The sequence below is a fragment of the Paractinoplanes lichenicola genome, from assembly GCF_016785085.1.
Classification (GTDB): Bacteria; Actinomycetota; Actinomycetes; order Mycobacteriales; family Micromonosporaceae; genus Actinoplanes; species Actinoplanes lichenicola.
Window position 1 is genome coordinate 164,236 of sequence record NZ_JAENHO010000003.1, and the last position, 14,046, is coordinate 178,281.

Here is a 14,046-nt window from a genome sequence, read left to right on the forward strand (position 1 = left end):
CGAAGCCGGCATGCAAACCATCGAAGGGAATATTGTGAAGCTCCAGCGGTCCGGTTTTCTGGCAGCCGGCTTTGCTTTGACTGCGACGCTCGCGCTCACCGCTTGCGGCTCGGACAATGAGTCGTCGCCGAACGACGCCGGTGCGTCTGAGGCTGCCGGCAACTGTGTCGCCGGCAGCCTGACGGCTCAGGGTTCGTCGGCGCAGAAGAACGCCATGGACGAGTGGATCAAGACCTACCAGGCCCAGTGTGCCGACGCCAAGGTCGACTACCAGGGCACCGCTTCGGGCGCCGGCATCCAGGCGTTCATCGCGGGCACCGCCGACTTCGCGGGTTCCGACTCCGCCCTGAAGGAGGAGGAGCAGCCGCAGGCCGACGCCAAGTGCCCCGGTGGCGCCGCGCTCAACCTCCCGATGGTCGTCGGCCCGATCTCGGTCGTCTACAACCTGGAGGGTGTGGACGGGCTCCAGCTCGACGCCCCCACGCTCGCCAAGATCTTCGACAGCAAGATCACCAAGTGGAACGACCCGGCGATCGCGGCGCAGAACACCGGCGCCAAGCTCCCGGACAGCGCGATCACCGCCGTGCACCGCTCGGACGAGTCGGGCACGACTGACAACTTCACCAAGTACCTGAGCAAGACCGCCGAGGCCGACTGGACCTACGGCAACGCCAAGGCCTGGAAGGCCAAGGGTGGCACCGGTGCCGCCAAGTCCGACGGTATCGCCACCGCGGTCAAGGGCACCCCGGGCGCCATCTCCTACGTCGAGCTCTCGTACGCCGAGAACAGCGACCTCTCGAAGGCCAAGATCAAGAACGGTGCCGGCGAGTACACCGAGCTGACCGGCGAGAGCGCCGGCAAGGGCATCGAGGGCGCCAAGATCGAGGGCACGGGCAACGACCTGAAGCTCAGCATCGACTACGCCGCCACGACCGCGGGTGCCTACCCGATCGTCCTGGTGACCTACGAGATCGTCTGCAGCAAGGGTTCCGCCAAGGCCGCTCCGCTGAAGGCCTTCTTCTCCTACACCTCCAGCACCGGTGGCCAGAAGGCCCTGGGCGACCTGGGCTACGCCCCGCTGCCGGAGTCGATCCGCAGCAAGGTCGAGACCGCGGTCGCCTCGATCTCCTGACCTGACGAACAAATCCCTCCGAGACGACAGCGAGCGAGCAGATGGGTGACAACCCCTCCTCCCGCTCGGAGAACGCCACCGCCAGCGACTCGGGTGTGACCGGACGTCACACCCGGGGCGCTGGCACCGGTGTTTCACCGAGTAGTCACGACGAGCCCCCATTCGGCGGCGGGGGCGCCCTGCCCAAGAAGACCCGTTTCGGCATGGAGGCCGGCTTCAAGGGCCTCTCCGTGGCGGCGGGCGCGATGGTGCTGGTCATCATCGTCGCCATCGCGATCTTCCTGATCTCCAAGGCCGTGCCGGCCATCCGCGCGGACAACGAGAACTTCCTGACCTTCAACCAGTGGTTCCCGAACGAGACCGAGCCGCGGTTCGGCATCGCCGTCCTCGCCTTCGGCACCGTGCTGACCTCGATCATCGCGCTGCTCGTGGCGGTGCCGATTGCCCTGGGCATCGCACTGTTCCTGTCGCACTACGCGCCCAAGCGGCTGGCCACGCCGCTGGGCTTCGTGATCGACCTGCTGGCCGCCGTGCCCAGTGTCGTCTTCGGCCTCTGGGGCCGGGACGTCTTCATGGAGCCGGTCCGCGAGTTCTCCGGGTGGCTCAACAAATACTTCAGCTGGATCCCGATCTTCGGTGGCGACGGACCGTTCGGCCGCTCGGTGCTGCTCGGCAGCCTGGTCCTCGCGATCATGGTGCTGCCGATCGTCACCTCGCTGTCGCGCGAGGTCTTCCGTCAGACCCCTGGCATGAACGAGGAAGCCGCGCTCGCCCTGGGCGCCACCAAGTGGGAAATGATCCGCACCGCGGTTCTGCCCTACGGCAAGCCCGGCGTGATCGCCGCCGTGATGCTCGGCCTCGGCCGGGCCCTCGGCGAGACGATCGCCCTGGCCATGACCCTCGGCATCGTCTTCAACATCTCGTTCAACATCATCGAGAACGGCGGTAACTCGATCGCCGCCAACATCGCCAACGCCTTCGGCGAGGCCAACGAGACCGGCCGCGGCGCGCTCATCGCCTCGGGTCTCGTGCTCTTCGCGATCACCCTGGTGGTCAACATGGCGGCGCGGGCGATCATCTACCGTCGGCGCGAGTTCCGGGACAGTGCGGCATGAGTCTTCTTGATCGTGAGGCCTCCGGCGTCGTCATGACGCCGGACAACATTCGCACCAAGCGACTGCCGGTGGCCGTCAACCTCGGCGTCGCCGTGGCCGGCCTGGCCATCGCGGCCGCCATCGTCTACGGCTTCGGCATCGGCAACTACGTGCTCGTCGCCGTGCTCGGCGTGATCTTCTACCTGATCGGCCTGCAGATCGTCGCCGGCCGCATCGAGGGTCCGCGCACCGCGCTCGACCGCATGTGGAAGACGCTGATCTACGCCGCCTGTCTGCTGGCGATCCTGCCGCTCGCGTCGGTGGTGTGGACGCTCGTCTCCAAGGGCGTCGAGCGGCTCGACGGCAACTTCTTCAGCACGTCGATGAACAACATCGGCGCCCGCGACCCCGAGGGCGGCGCCTACCACGCCATCATCGGCACGCTCGAGCAGGTCGGCATCGCCACCCTGATCGCGGTGCCGCTGGGTGTGCTCGGCGCGATCTACCTCGTCGAGTACGGCCGGGGCCGGTTCGCCAACACGGTCCGTTTCTTCGTGGACGTCATGACCGGTATCCCGTCGATCGTGGCCGGTCTGTTCATCCTGTCGTTCTGGGTTCTGATCGTCAGCCCTTGGTTCAACAACGGCACCCCGCGGTTCTCCGGTTTCGCGGCCTCACTGGCACTGACAGTGCTGATGCTGCCGACGATCGTCCGCTCCACCGAAGAGATGTTGCGCCTGGTGCCCGGGCCGCTGCGCGAAGGCGCGTACGCGCTCGGCGTGCCCAAGTGGAAGACGATCCTGCAGGTCGTCCTCCCGACCGCGCTGCCCGGCATCGTCACCGGCGTGATGCTCGCCGTCGCCCGCGCGGCCGGCGAGACGGCCCCGGTGCTGCTGGTCGCCGGTGGCGCCGCGTCGATCAACTTCAACCCGTTCGAGGGCGGACAGCAGTCCCTGGCCCTCTTCGTGTACCAGCAGGCCGGTGATGCCTCCCGGTACGCCCCGGCGCGGGCCTGGACGGCCGCGCTGACCCTGGTCGCGATCGTGCTCATCCTGACGATCGCCGCCAAGCTGCTCGCCCGTCGCAACAGTCTGTCCAAGTAGAGGTAACCCATGGCCAAGCGCATCGAGGCGAGCAACGTCTCCTCCTACTACGGCTCGTTCAAGGCGATCGACAGCGTTTCGATGACTGTCGAGCCGAAGACGATCACCGCCCTCATCGGGCCGTCGGGTTGCGGCAAGTCCACGTTCCTGCGGTCGGTCAACCGCATGCACGAGGTGCTGCCGGGCGCCCGCATCGAGGGTTCGCTGACCATCGACGACCAGAACATCTACGACCCGGACGTCGACGTCACCGCGGTCCGCCGGATGATCGGCATGGTCTTCCAGCGGCCCAACCCGTTCCCGACGATGTCGATCTACGAGAACGTCGTGGCCGGCCTCAAGCTCAACGGCGTCAAGAAGAAGTCGGTGCTCGACGACGCCGCCGAGCAGTCGCTCAAGTCGGCGAACCTGTGGAACGAGGTCAAGGACCGCCTGAACCGGCCCGGTGCCGGCCTCTCCGGTGGTCAGCAGCAGCGTCTCTGCATCGCCCGCACCATCGCGGTCGAGCCGCAGGTCGTGCTGATGGACGAGCCCTGCTCGGCCCTCGACCCGATCTCGACGCTGGCGATCGAGGACCTGATGTTCAAGCTGAAGGACCGCTTCACGATCATCATCGTCACGCACAACATGCAGCAGGCCGCGCGCGTCAGCGACAAGACCGGCTTCTTCTCGATCGACAAGACCGGCGACCCCGGCCGCCTGATCGAGTACGACGACACGCAGAAAATCTTCAGCAACCCGACCGAGAAGAAGACCGAGGACTACATCACCGGCCGCTTCGGCTAGGCCAGGAATCTGTTTTGAACGTCACTTGTGGATAAGTCGAATTGTCCATTTGCGGCGGCGTATTTTTTGGCCAGCCCCCTGGGTGTGGCGGGGTTGGGCCAGTTGGTGGCGCGTTACTGCAGGTGCAGTAGCGCGCCGCCGTCGTTTGTCAGTTCGACGCGGGGTGTGACCGGGGTTGCGGCGTCGCGGCGGCTCGCGGCCGCGACCACTTGGGCCATTTCGCCGTACGGGGTGAGCGAGTCGATCACCGAGCGGGTCGGTGGCAGCATCGCCAGCCCGGCCGAGTCCGCCGCCGTGATCCACGTGGTGTCCTCGCTCTCGCCGGACACGTCGCGAGGCAGCTGGCCCTCGGGCAGCAGCGACACGAAGAACCACGTGTCGTACCGCTTGGGCTCGAACTCCGGGGTCACCCAGCGCGCCCACGGGAAGAGCAGGTCGTCTCGCATCCGCAGGCCCCGCCGGCGCAGCAGGTCGCTCAGGGTCAGCTCGCGGGCCAGCACGGCGGCCCGGTCGGCCTCCCAGTCGTCGGTGCCGACGTCGGCGATCGTCCGGTCGGGTTGTTCGACCGGGCCGGCGAGCAGCACGCCGGTCTCCTCGAAGAGCTCCCGTACGGCGGCGCCGACCACGGCGTGGGCACGGTCGGCGGGCGCCCCGAGACGGGCGGGCCAGTCGGTGCGGATCGGCTCGGGGCGGTCGTCCGGGTCGACCCCGCCACCGGGAAACGCGTACAGGCCGCCGAAGGCCATCGTGGTCGCGCGCCTCAACACGTACAGCTGGAAGGTTTGCTCCGACGGCCGCAGGAGCACGACGGTGGCCGCGTCGCGCACCGGCGCCGGCTTCCCGTCGAACTCGCGCGCTCGCTTGATCAGGGCCGGGGGCAGGCGGAACGGCGTGGAATCGGTCACCCGACGATCGTGACACCGCGGCGGGCCAAAACGATACCGTAAGGATCATGACCGATCAGAAGGTTCGCTGGGGCATTCTCGGTCCCGGTGGCATCGCCGCCTCGTTCGCCGCCGACCTGCAGCACGTGCCGGGGGCCGAGCTCGCCGCCGTCGGCTCCCGCCGGCAGGAGACCGCCACCGAGTTCGCCCAGCGGTTCGGTTTCGCCCGGGCCCACGGGTCGTACGCGGATCTGGCCGCCGACCCCGGCGTCGACGTCGTCTACGTCGCCACGCCGCACGCCTTCCACGCCGAGGGCGCCCACCTGTGCGTCGAGGCCGGCAAGGCGGTGCTGGTCGAGAAGCCGATCACGCTCGACCTGCCGGAGGCCGCCCGGCTCGTGGCCGCGGCCCGCGACAAGGGCGTGTTCCTCATGGAGGCCATGTGGATGCGCCTCAACCCGGCCATCCGCAAGATCGCCGAGCTGGTCGAGGAGGGCGCGATCGGCTGGGTCAGCTCGATCCACGCCGACTTCGGCCTGCAGGGCCCGTTTGAGCCCGAGCACCGGCTGCGCGACCCCAAGCTGGGCGGCGGCGCGCTGCTCGACCTGGGCGTCTACCCGATCAACTTCGCCCACCTGATCATGGGGGCGCCCGCTTCCGTGCAGGCCTGGGCGCATCTGACCCCCGAGCGGGTCGACGAGAACACCGGCGTCCTGCTGGGCTGGGAGCCGGGCGCCGTCGGGGCGCTGACCTGCAGCATCAACGGTCAGAGCCGCAACAACGCGACGATCACCGGCACCGACGGGCGGATCGAGCTGCCCGAGGGTTTCTTCGTGCCGCGCTCGTTCGTGGTGCACCGGCCGGGCCGCGATCCCGAGACGCACGAGTACGACTTCCCGGGCAGCGGCTACCAGTTCGAGGCGGCCGAGGTGCAGCGCTGCCTGCTGGCCGGCGAGCTGGAGAGCCCGCTGATGCCGCACGCGACGACGCTGGAGATCATGACGCTGCTCGACACGATCCGCGAGGAGATCGGCGTCGCCTACTAAGACCGTCCGGGGCTCGGCAGCCGAGCCCCGGACGGTAAGAGGTGGCCTAGTTGAAGAAGGGGCGGCTCGCGAAGTAGGCCAAGCAGGCGATCAGGCCGGCCGCCGGGAAGGTGGTCACCCACGCGATCACGATGTTGCCGGCCACGTTCCAGCGCACCGCGTTCAGGCGCTTCGTCGCGCCCACGCCCATGATCGCCGAGGTGATCGTGTGGGTGGTCGAGATGGGCGCGCCCAGCACGTAGGCGTTGAAGAAGAGCACCGAGCTGGCCACCGTCTCGGCCGCGAAGCCCTCGGCCGGGCCCAGGTCGATGATCTTGCGGCCGAGCGTGCGGATGATCCGCCAGCCGCCCGAGTAGGTGCCCGCGGCCAGCATCGTCGCGGTCGTCAGATAGACCCACCACGGGATGTGGCTGGTGCTTTCCTGGAAGCCGCCGACGAAGAGCGCCAGCACCACGATGCCCATCGTCTTGGCCGCGTCCTGGATGCCGTGGCCGAGCGACATCAGCCCGGCCGAGACGGTCTGCGCGATGCGGAAGCCGCGGTTGAGCCGGCCCGGGTTGCCGCGGCGGAAGATCCACATGACCGCGACCATCACGATGAAGCCCAGCAGAAAGCCGACCAGCGGCGACGCCACCATGGGGACCAGGATCTTCTTGACGATCGTGGCCCACTCGACCTTGCCCAGCGACGGCCCGGCGACCAGGGTGGCCCCGACCAGCCCGCCGAACAGCGCGTGTGACGAGCTCGAGGGCAGGCCGAAATACCAGGTGATCAGGTTCCAGGTGATCGCGCCGAGCACGCCGGCGAAGACGATGGCCAGGCCGGGGATGCCGAGCTCGAGGGTGACCAGGCCGCCGCCGACCGTCTCGGCCACCTTGCCGCCCAGGTGCGCGCCCACGAAGTTGCCGACCGCGGCCATCGCCAGCGCCACCCGCGGGGTCAGGGCCCGGGTGCTGATGCTGGTGGCGATCGCGTTGGCCGCGTCGTGGAAACCGTTGGTGTAGTCGAAGGCCATCGCGGCGATGATCACCGCGAGGACCGCGAAGAACTCGGGCGACAAGGTCTAGGACTCCTTGACCGCGATGGTCTCGACGGTGTTCGCCACGTGCTCGAACGCGTCGCAGGCGGCCTCCAGCTCGTCGGCCACCTCCTTCATCTTGAGCACGGTGAGCGCGTCGTACTCGCCGGAGAAGAGCCGGACCAGCAACATCCGGTACGCCCGGTCGCCCTCGTTCTCGAGCCGGTTGATCTCGATCCAGTACTCGTCGAGGTCCTTCATGCTGCGCAGCTTGGGCATCGCGTCCGCGGTGATCTTGGCCTGCTGGTCGAGCACGTCGACCAGCTCGTGCATCTCGCGCGGCAGCGAGGGCAGCTCGGTCAGCCCGTACAGGTAGAGCAAGTTGCCGACGGCCTCGAGGTGATCCATCACGTCGTCCAGCTGCGAGCCCAGCGAGTAGATGTCCTCGCGGTCGAACGGCGTGATGAACGTCGAGTTGATCTTCTTGTAGAGATCGTGCGTGATCTGGTCGCTGTCGTGCTCGACATCGGTCAGCCGGTCGCTCACCGACTGCACGTCGACCCCCGGCAGGGCCAGCTCGTTGAGCAGCTCGGTGCCCTTGACGAGGTTGTTCGCGGCCTGCGTGAACAGGTCGTAAAAGGCGCCCTCGACGGGGCGGAAGGAGAACTTCACGTCACAGACCTCGATCGACGGGCGTGGGATGATCACCAGGAATGCTAAGGCCTTCCCTGGTTCACCTGTCGTTCGCCTGTTAAACGGGTTCTCGTCGCCGATCTGGGCGCGGGCCGTTCGGACGGGGCGAGGGCCGGCGCGCAGTCATGGCCGGTAGCGGTTCGCGGGCCACCCAGCGGCTCACCGGGTGCCGGCGCAGGTGGCGGGCCAGTCCGCGCTGATCGTGGTCGGCGATGACGTCGACCCCGGCCGCGCCGAGCTCGGTCCAGATGGCCGCCCGGGCCCGGCGGGGCCCTTCGGGCAGACCCGAGATGCGCACCGTACGCCCGTCGTCGTGCGCCGACCGCACCAGCGCGTGCAGCAGGTGGCGCTCCTCGGCCGGGATCGGCTCGAGCCCGTCCCAGCCGAACCGCCGGCTCCACGGCTCGCTGATCATCGGGGCCAGCGTGGCCGGCGCCGCCCGGGTGCCGAGGTCGTCGAACGAGCCCTCGGCGAACACGTATCGCACGTCCTGGGTCGCGAGCAGCTCCCGCACGTCGACGATGCCCGTCACCGACACGGTGACCGCGCCCGGCGTCAGGTAGTCGTCCTCGCAGCGGCTGAGCAGCGCGGCGTGATCCCGCAGCTGCTGGTCGAGCATCCGGTACGCCCGCAAGAGCGTCTCGGCGTCGCGGACGGCGCCGGTGAACTCGACGACGAGCCGGAACGGCACCTCCTGGTCGCGGGCGAGCCGGCCGCCGTGGCCGCGGGCCCGCGCCAGCAGCGGGGTCAGCACGAGGCGGCGCAACGTCCGCCCCGGTTGCGGCGCGCCCGGGCCGAGGAACAGCTCGCCGCGTGGGCCGGGAGTGACCGGCACGGTGAGCCCGCCCAGTCCCCGCCGGAGCACCGCGGGCAGCGGGTCGACGTCGCCCGGCCGGGCCAGCGCGTGCGCGGCGGCCAGGTAGGAGCCCTTGCGGCGGGACAGCGAGATTCCGGCCGCGACCAGGCCGGCCACCCCCGCCGCACCGGCGAGGCCGCCCGCGATCATCAGCCCGTCGTTCACTGCGCACCATCCGATTCGTACCAAAAATCCGTTCTCTACTGTGTCACAAGTGCTACCCGGCCCCGGGCAATGTCGCGCAGAATTCCCTCATGCCGTCCTCCGCCGAGGCCTTCGAGGCCGAGCGAAGCCACCTCGTCGCCGTTGCCTATCGGATGCTCGGCAGCGTCGCCGAGGCGCAGGACGTGGTGCAGGAGGCCTGGTTGCGCTACACGCGCGCCGGTGATCAGGAGATTCGTGATCTGCGCGGCTGGCTCACCACCGTCACCGGCCGGCTCTGCCTCGACGTCCTCAAGTCGTCCCGCGTGTCGCGCGAGGCGTACACCGGCATGTGGCTCCCGGAGTACTTCGTGGACCCCGACGTCGGCCCGGCCGCCCAGGCCGAGCAGCGCGACCAGGTCGGCCTGGCCCTGCTCGTCGTGCTCGAGCGGCTCAGCCCCGAGCAGCGGGTGGCGCTGGTGCTGCACGACGCCTTCGCGGTGCCCTACGACGAGGTGGCCCGGGTGCTGGGCACGACCGAGGCGACCGCCCGGCAGCACGCCTCCCGCGGGCGCAAGGCGGCCGCCGACGGCAGCGTGCGGCACAACGCCGGCCTGGCCGAGCAGCGCAGCGTGCTGGCCGCGTTCCTCGAGGCCGTGAACAACGGCGACATGGCCGCGCTGGCCTCGGTGCTCGCGCCCGACGTGGTGTCGATCAGCGACGGTGGCGGCTTCACCAGCACCGCGCTGCGCCCGATCGTCGGCGCCGACAAGGTGTCCCGCTTCTTCGTCGGGATCGCGCACGGCAGCCGGATGGCCGGGGCCGTGCTCGAGCCGGCCCTGATCAACGGCACCGCCGGCATCTTCGTGCGGGGCGACACTGTCTACGGCGCGCTCGGCGTGACCGTCGCCGACGGCCGCATCACCGGGCTCTTCCAGCAGCTCAACCCGGCGAAGCTCCTAGTCAGCGACCTTCTGTAGATATTGGTGGTATTTCGTGGCGAACGGCTCGCGGCCGTCGCCCAGCGCCACCAGCAGCTCGTCGGCCGCCGCGCGGGCCTCGCGGACGAGATCGTCGGGGTAGCCGAACTGCGTGCGGTGCTCCTCGAACTCGTCCTCGTCGCGCAGCTCGACCAGGCCCGTCGAGCGGCGCCGGACCACGTCGAGGTCGAGGTCGATGATGTGGACGGTGTCGCCCTCCCAGCGCGCCGGGGTGGTGATGTCGCAGTAGACCTCACTGGTGCGCGGCTGCGGGTTGAACATGCCCGTCCACCACGTGTGATGGGGGATGAGCAGCACGAACGGGATCTGCTCGACCGACGGGCGGCCGTGGTAGACCGACTCGGTGCCGCGGGTCACGCCCACCCACACGCCCAGCTCGTCCTCGTCGAAACGGCGGGCTGGGTAGTCCCGATGGGCCGAACCGTCGTACTTCGTGTAGACGACCCGGACCGTGTCACTCGGCATGCGAGAACCCTAACGGTGGTCGGCTTCTGTCGGTGGTGGCGGGTACCGTCTGCGCGTGCCCGCAGCAACGAAGAAGACCGCTGAGTCGCCCGGAGAAAGAACCAACGGAGCTATTAAGGCCGACAAACTCCTTCAGGCCGCCGTCGGCGCCGTCCCCGGTGGCTCTTCGCGTCCGGGTCAGGAGGCCATGGTCGCCGCCATCGACAAGGCGATACGTGAGCGTGAGCACCTGCTGGTCCAGGCGGGCACGGGCACCGGCAAGAGCCTGGCCTATCTCACCCCGTCGCTGCTCGTCGACGGGCCCGTGGTCGTCTCCACGGCCACCCTGGCCCTGCAGAATCAGCTGGTCGAGCACGACCTCCCCCGTCTCGCGGCGGCGGTCGAGCCGGTGCTCGGCCGCAAACCCACCTTTGCCGTGCTCAAGGGCCGCCACCACTACCTCTGCGTGGCCAAGATGGAACACGCCGATGAAGAAGCGCCGACCGACACGCTCTTCGACGACGCGCCGCCCAAGCAGACCCAGTGGCTCGGCGAGGCGGGCCGGCTCGGCAAGCAGATCCAGCGGCTGCAGGCCTGGGCCGAGAAGACCAAGACCGGCGACCGTGACGAGCTCGACCCCGGCGTCGACGACACGGCCTGGCGGCAGGTCTCGATGCCCGCGCGCGACTGCGTCGGGGCCCAGCGATGCCCGTACGGGCCGGAATGCTTCGCCGAGGCGTCGCGCGCCCGGGCCCGCGAGGCCGACCTCGTCGTCACCAACCACAGCCTGCTCGCGGTCGACATGCTGGCCGAGCGGCACATCGTGCCCCCGCATAAGCTGCTGATCATCGACGAGGCGCACGAGCTGGCCGACCGCGTCTCCTCCGCCTCGCAGGCCGAGCTGACCCCCGACGCGATCGAGCGCTCGTCCCGCCGCGCCCGCACGCTGATCCCGCCCGCGGCCGCCGAGTCGCTGGCCGAGGCGGCCGACGCGCTGACCGTGGGCCTGGCCGAGACGCCCGCCGGCCGCATCACCGCGGGCCTGCCCGAGCTGCTGCAGCAGGCCGTCACGCTGATCGAGTCGGCCACCCGGGCCGGGCTCACGGCGATCGGCGACGTCAAGAGCGACGACCCCGACCCCGTCCGCAAGCAGCAGGCCAAGGCCGCCCTGGACGACCTCAACGACACGGCGCAGCGGCTGCTCGAGGAGTCCGACTTCGACGTGGCCTGGGTCGAGAAGTCCGACACCGGCAGCGGGCGCCGCGCGCTCGTCGTGGCCCCGCTCTCGGTGGCCGGCACGCTGGCCCAGGGCCTCTACACGGACCGTACGGTGGTGGCGACCTCGGCCACGCTGACGCTGGGCGGCCGGTTCGACACGGTGGCCCGCTCGCTCGGCCTGCCCGCCGCCTCGACCGCCCCGCCGGCCGACCCGCAGTCGCCCGCCTCCGGCGACGGCTGGACGTCGCTCGACGTCGGCTCCCCGTTCGACTATCCGCGCCAGGGCATCCTCTACGTCGCGGCCCACCTGCCCCGCCCGCAGATGTCCGGCCTGCCCGCGGGTGCGGGGGAGGAGCTGGTCAAGCTGGTCGAGGCGCTGGGCGGCCGTACGCTGGGCCTGTTCTCGTCGCGCCGGGCCGCCACCCAGGCCGCCGAGCTGCTGCGCGCCCGCACCGACCTGCCGATCCTGCTGCAGGGCGAGGAGTCGCTGCCGGTCCTGGTCCGCCGGTTCAAGGAGGACAAGGCGAGCTGCCTGTTCGGCGTCATGTCGCTCTGGCAGGGCGTCGACGTGCCGGGCGACGCCTGCCAGCTCGTCGTGATCGACCGGCTGCCCTTCCCCCGCCCCGACGAGCCCCTGGCCGCGGCCCGGGCGGCCGCGGTCGACGCGAACGGCGGGTCCGGCTTCGCGTCGGTCAGCGTGCCGATCGCGGCCGTCCGGCTCGCCCAGGGCGTCGGCCGCCTGATCCGCTCGACGGGCGACAAGGGCGTGGTCGCCGTGCTCGACTCCCGCCTCGAGACGGCCCGCGGTTACGGCGCCTTCCTGCGCAAGTCGTTGCCCCCGTTCTGGTACACGACCCGCCCCGACGTTGCCCTGGGCGCCCTGCAACGCCTGGCCGGAAAGTGAGCCCGATGCGCCAGATCGCCTGCGTGTTCCTCGTCGACGGCAACGCGCCCTACTCCCCGCACGTCTGGGGTCGCGGCTGAGGTGCCGGCCCGCGAGTCACCCCGGGCATCGCCGACATGATCGACCGGTTCCTGGCCGCGGCCGAATACGCCGGCCTGCGGTGAGCCGCCCGCCGCACCGATTCGCATTCGCGCCGGTCCGTCTCCCAAGGCCAAGGCCAAGATCAAAGCCGATGTCCGAGCGGGGTGGTGGGTGACGGACCGTCGCTCCCGCGGGGACCGCGACGCGATGAGCTGGCCGCTGGCGCGTCCAGGGCGCTCATCGCGCCACGGCGACGTGCGTAAATGGTTGCGCGCAACAACCAACGCGCAACAACTAACGCGCAACAACCAACGCGCAACAACTAACGCGCAACAACCAAGAAGCGTGCGGCAGGCTCGCCGCCCTGCGCGGAGGCTGAAGACCGAGCGTGACACCATGGCTGCCGTGACGGCGCCGGAGCGAGTGAGCCGGTCGGCGGCCGAGCCGACGCGCCGGAAGCGGCGCTGGCTGCTGGGCGGGGTCGTCGCGGCCTGGATCGTGGTCGTGTCGGTGCTTGCCGTCTGGTCGGTCGGGCACGAGCGGGCCACCGTGCCCGAGCAGCGTGACCTCAAGCTCGCGGTGGCCGACCTGCAGCAGGCGGCCGGCGTGGTCTACGCCGCGGCCGGGGGCGACGGGCGGGCCGTCGAGCTGGGTGCGCTCGAGCTCACGAAGGAATGCCGGATCACCCCGGCGCGATCGGGCCTGGTCGCCGCCCGCAACGTCACGGTGCTGGTGCCCACCGGGGGCACGGCCGAGGCCGTCCGGGCCATCGCCGATCGGCTGCCCCCGGGTTGGGCGGCCGACGTGACCGAGGAGCGCGGCGGCACGCGGGTCTCGCTGCACGCCGACGCGGGCAACTTCATCGGCATCGACACGGCCACCGAGTCGACCGGTCAGGTGTTCTCGCTGCGGCTGACGACCGGGTGCCGGCCGATCGACGGCAGGACGCCGGAGAGCGCCGACCCGGCCACCCCGTCCGCGCCGGCTGCGCTGGGCGATGTGCTGCGGGGCCTGACCGCGGGCCGGACGGAGCCGCGGGCGCGCGCCGTCACCTGCCCCTCGGGCGCCGTCGCCGGGTCGTACGTGCTGGAAGGTGTGCCCAAGACTGACGATCTGGCCGGACGGATGCGCAAGCTCGCGGGGGAGGCCACGCTCGTCAGCACCGACGCCGGGGCGTACGCGTATCGCAGCGGCGCCGATTCCGTGCTGGTGCTGCCCTCGCCGGCCGACAAGCTGCGCGTGGTGGTCAGCACCCCCTGTCAGTAGACGAGGGCCTGCGCGCCGTCCGACATGATCTCCTCGACGAAGACGGCCGCGCCGGCGATGCGGATGCCGGGCAGCACCTTGTCGGGCGTGATGTCGCGGCGGGCCGCGCACTGGGTGCAGGCCGTCACCCGGCCCGCCGTGAGCAGCAGGTCGAGCAGGTCGGGCAGCGGCGCCGCGTGCGGCAGGTCGAACTCGGCGGCCCGGCCGGGCAGGGCGAACCAGGTCGACTCGCCGGTGAGCCAGAACGAGACGTCCACCCCGGACGAAACGGCCGTGCTGGCCACGGTGAATGCCTGCGAGCAGCGCTCCGGCGCGTCCGCGCCCGCGGTTGCCTTGACGACCAGCAAGCGTGTCATGGCGGCCAGCATAAGATGGCCCG

General features: G+C 70.3%; 14 protein-coding genes. 8 read left to right on the plus strand and 6 right to left on the minus strand.

Annotation, left to right across the window (positions count from 1 at the left end):
* Positions 1–34: 34 nt before the first annotated feature.
* From pstS to pstB, 4 genes are read left to right on the plus strand one after another with little or no spacing between them, the layout of a single operon-like run.
* Entirely contained in the window at positions 35–1,132 is a 1,098-nt protein-coding gene (pstS, locus tag JKJ07_RS09670; RefSeq protein ID WP_202991047.1) for a phosphate ABC transporter substrate-binding protein PstS, read from the plus strand.
* A gap of 41 nt (positions 1,133–1,173) precedes the next feature.
* Positions 1,174–2,247, plus strand: a complete 1,074-nt coding sequence (pstC, locus tag JKJ07_RS09675; protein ID WP_202991049.1) for a phosphate ABC transporter permease subunit PstC — start codon at positions 1,174–1,176, stop codon at positions 2,245–2,247.
* Positions 2,244–3,329, plus strand: coding sequence for a phosphate ABC transporter permease PstA (gene pstA, locus JKJ07_RS09680; protein ID WP_202991051.1), 1,086 nt, complete (start codon positions 2,244–2,246; stop codon positions 3,327–3,329). The genes pstC and pstA overlap by 4 nt, the downstream gene beginning before the upstream one ends.
* A gap of 9 nt (positions 3,330–3,338) precedes the next feature.
* Positions 3,339–4,115, plus strand: a complete 777-nt coding sequence (gene pstB, locus JKJ07_RS09685) for a phosphate ABC transporter ATP-binding protein PstB (protein ID WP_133874204.1) — start codon at positions 3,339–3,341, stop codon at positions 4,113–4,115.
* Positions 4,116–4,228: 113 nt separating this feature from the next.
* Here pstB and JKJ07_RS09690 read toward each other — a convergent pair whose 3' ends face one another.
* Entirely contained in the window at positions 4,229–5,020 is a 792-nt protein-coding gene (locus JKJ07_RS09690) for an NUDIX hydrolase (protein WP_202991053.1), read from the minus strand.
* A gap of 47 nt (positions 5,021–5,067) precedes the next feature.
* On the opposite strand from JKJ07_RS09690, the gene JKJ07_RS09695 reads away from it, so the two are divergent.
* Complete coding sequence (locus JKJ07_RS09695) at positions 5,068–6,045, plus strand: Gfo/Idh/MocA family protein (RefSeq protein WP_202991055.1); 978 nt, start codon at positions 5,068–5,070, stop codon at positions 6,043–6,045.
* A gap of 46 nt (positions 6,046–6,091) precedes the next feature.
* Here the strand turns inward: JKJ07_RS09695 and JKJ07_RS09700 are convergent, their stop codons facing one another.
* The 3 genes from JKJ07_RS09700 to JKJ07_RS09710 all read right to left on the minus strand — a co-directional run bounded on the left by JKJ07_RS09700 (position 6,092) and on the right by JKJ07_RS09710 (position 8,777).
* Positions 6,092–7,105: an inorganic phosphate transporter gene (locus tag JKJ07_RS09700; protein ID WP_202991057.1), complete on the minus strand. Its 1,014-nt coding sequence runs from the start codon at positions 7,103–7,105 to the stop codon at positions 6,092–6,094.
* 3 nt (positions 7,106–7,108) lie between these two features.
* A complete protein-coding gene (locus tag JKJ07_RS09705; RefSeq protein WP_202991783.1) occupies positions 7,109–7,735 on the minus strand; it encodes a DUF47 domain-containing protein in 627 nt (208 codons plus the stop codon).
* 79 nt (positions 7,736–7,814) lie between these two features.
* The gene (locus tag JKJ07_RS09710; RefSeq protein ID WP_307834194.1) at positions 7,815–8,777 is read right to left on the minus strand and encodes a PI-PLC domain-containing protein; all 963 of its coding nucleotides are present in this window, start codon (positions 8,775–8,777) and stop codon (positions 7,815–7,817) included.
* Positions 8,778–8,866: 89 nt separating this feature from the next.
* Between JKJ07_RS09710 and sigJ the strand changes: the two genes are divergently transcribed.
* Complete coding sequence (gene sigJ, locus JKJ07_RS09715) at positions 8,867–9,733, plus strand: RNA polymerase sigma factor SigJ (protein ID WP_202991059.1); 867 nt, start codon at positions 8,867–8,869, stop codon at positions 9,731–9,733.
* On the opposite strand, the gene JKJ07_RS09720 is transcribed toward sigJ, so the two are convergent.
* Positions 9,713–10,219: a DUF402 domain-containing protein gene (locus tag JKJ07_RS09720; RefSeq protein ID WP_202991061.1), complete on the minus strand. Its 507-nt coding sequence runs from the start codon at positions 10,217–10,219 to the stop codon at positions 9,713–9,715. The genes sigJ and JKJ07_RS09720 overlap by 21 nt on opposite strands.
* A gap of 112 nt (positions 10,220–10,331) precedes the next feature.
* Here JKJ07_RS09720 and JKJ07_RS09725 point away from each other — a divergent pair, with 112 nt between their 5' ends.
* Both JKJ07_RS09725 and JKJ07_RS09730 read left to right on the plus strand, forming a co-directional pair.
* A complete protein-coding gene (locus JKJ07_RS09725; protein ID WP_498370750.1) occupies positions 10,332–12,320 on the plus strand; it encodes an ATP-dependent DNA helicase in 1,989 nt (662 codons plus the stop codon).
* A gap of 477 nt (positions 12,321–12,797) precedes the next feature.
* Positions 12,798–13,667 carry a hypothetical protein gene (locus JKJ07_RS09730; protein ID WP_202991063.1) on the plus strand — a complete coding sequence of 290 codons (870 nt, stop codon included), beginning with the start codon at positions 12,798–12,800 and terminating at the stop codon, positions 13,665–13,667.
* On the opposite strand, the gene JKJ07_RS09735 is transcribed toward JKJ07_RS09730, so the two are convergent.
* Positions 13,661–14,035 carry a DsrE family protein gene (locus JKJ07_RS09735; protein ID WP_202991065.1) on the minus strand — a complete coding sequence of 125 codons (375 nt, stop codon included), beginning with the start codon at positions 14,033–14,035 and terminating at the stop codon, positions 13,661–13,663. The genes JKJ07_RS09730 and JKJ07_RS09735 overlap by 7 nt on opposite strands.
* Positions 14,036–14,046 lie beyond the last annotated feature (11 nt).

What these genes read in the sequence shown, in the direction of transcription:
- pstC (WP_202991049.1), top strand. Translation starts at nt 1,174, where the DNA reads ATGGGTGACAACCCCTCCTCCCGCTCGGAGAACGCCACCGCCAGCGAC.
- pstA (WP_202991051.1), top strand. Translation starts at nt 2,244, where the DNA reads ATGAGTCTTCTTGATCGTGAGGCCTCCGGCGTCGTCATGACGCCGGAC.
- pstB (WP_133874204.1), top strand. Translation starts at nt 3,339, where the DNA reads ATGGCCAAGCGCATCGAGGCGAGCAACGTCTCCTCCTACTACGGCTCG.
- JKJ07_RS09695 (WP_202991055.1), top strand. Translation starts at nt 5,068, where the DNA reads ATGACCGATCAGAAGGTTCGCTGGGGCATTCTCGGTCCCGGTGGCATC.
- sigJ (WP_202991059.1), top strand. Translation starts at nt 8,867, where the DNA reads ATGCCGTCCTCCGCCGAGGCCTTCGAGGCCGAGCGAAGCCACCTCGTC.
- JKJ07_RS09720 (WP_202991061.1), bottom strand. Translation starts at nt 10,219, where the DNA reads ATGCCGAGTGACACGGTCCGGGTCGTCTACACGAAGTACGACGGTTCG.
- JKJ07_RS09730 (WP_202991063.1), top strand. Translation starts at nt 12,798, where the DNA reads ATGGCTGCCGTGACGGCGCCGGAGCGAGTGAGCCGGTCGGCGGCCGAG.
- JKJ07_RS09735 (WP_202991065.1), bottom strand. Translation starts at nt 14,035, where the DNA reads ATGCTGGCCGCCATGACACGCTTGCTGGTCGTCAAGGCAACCGCGGGC.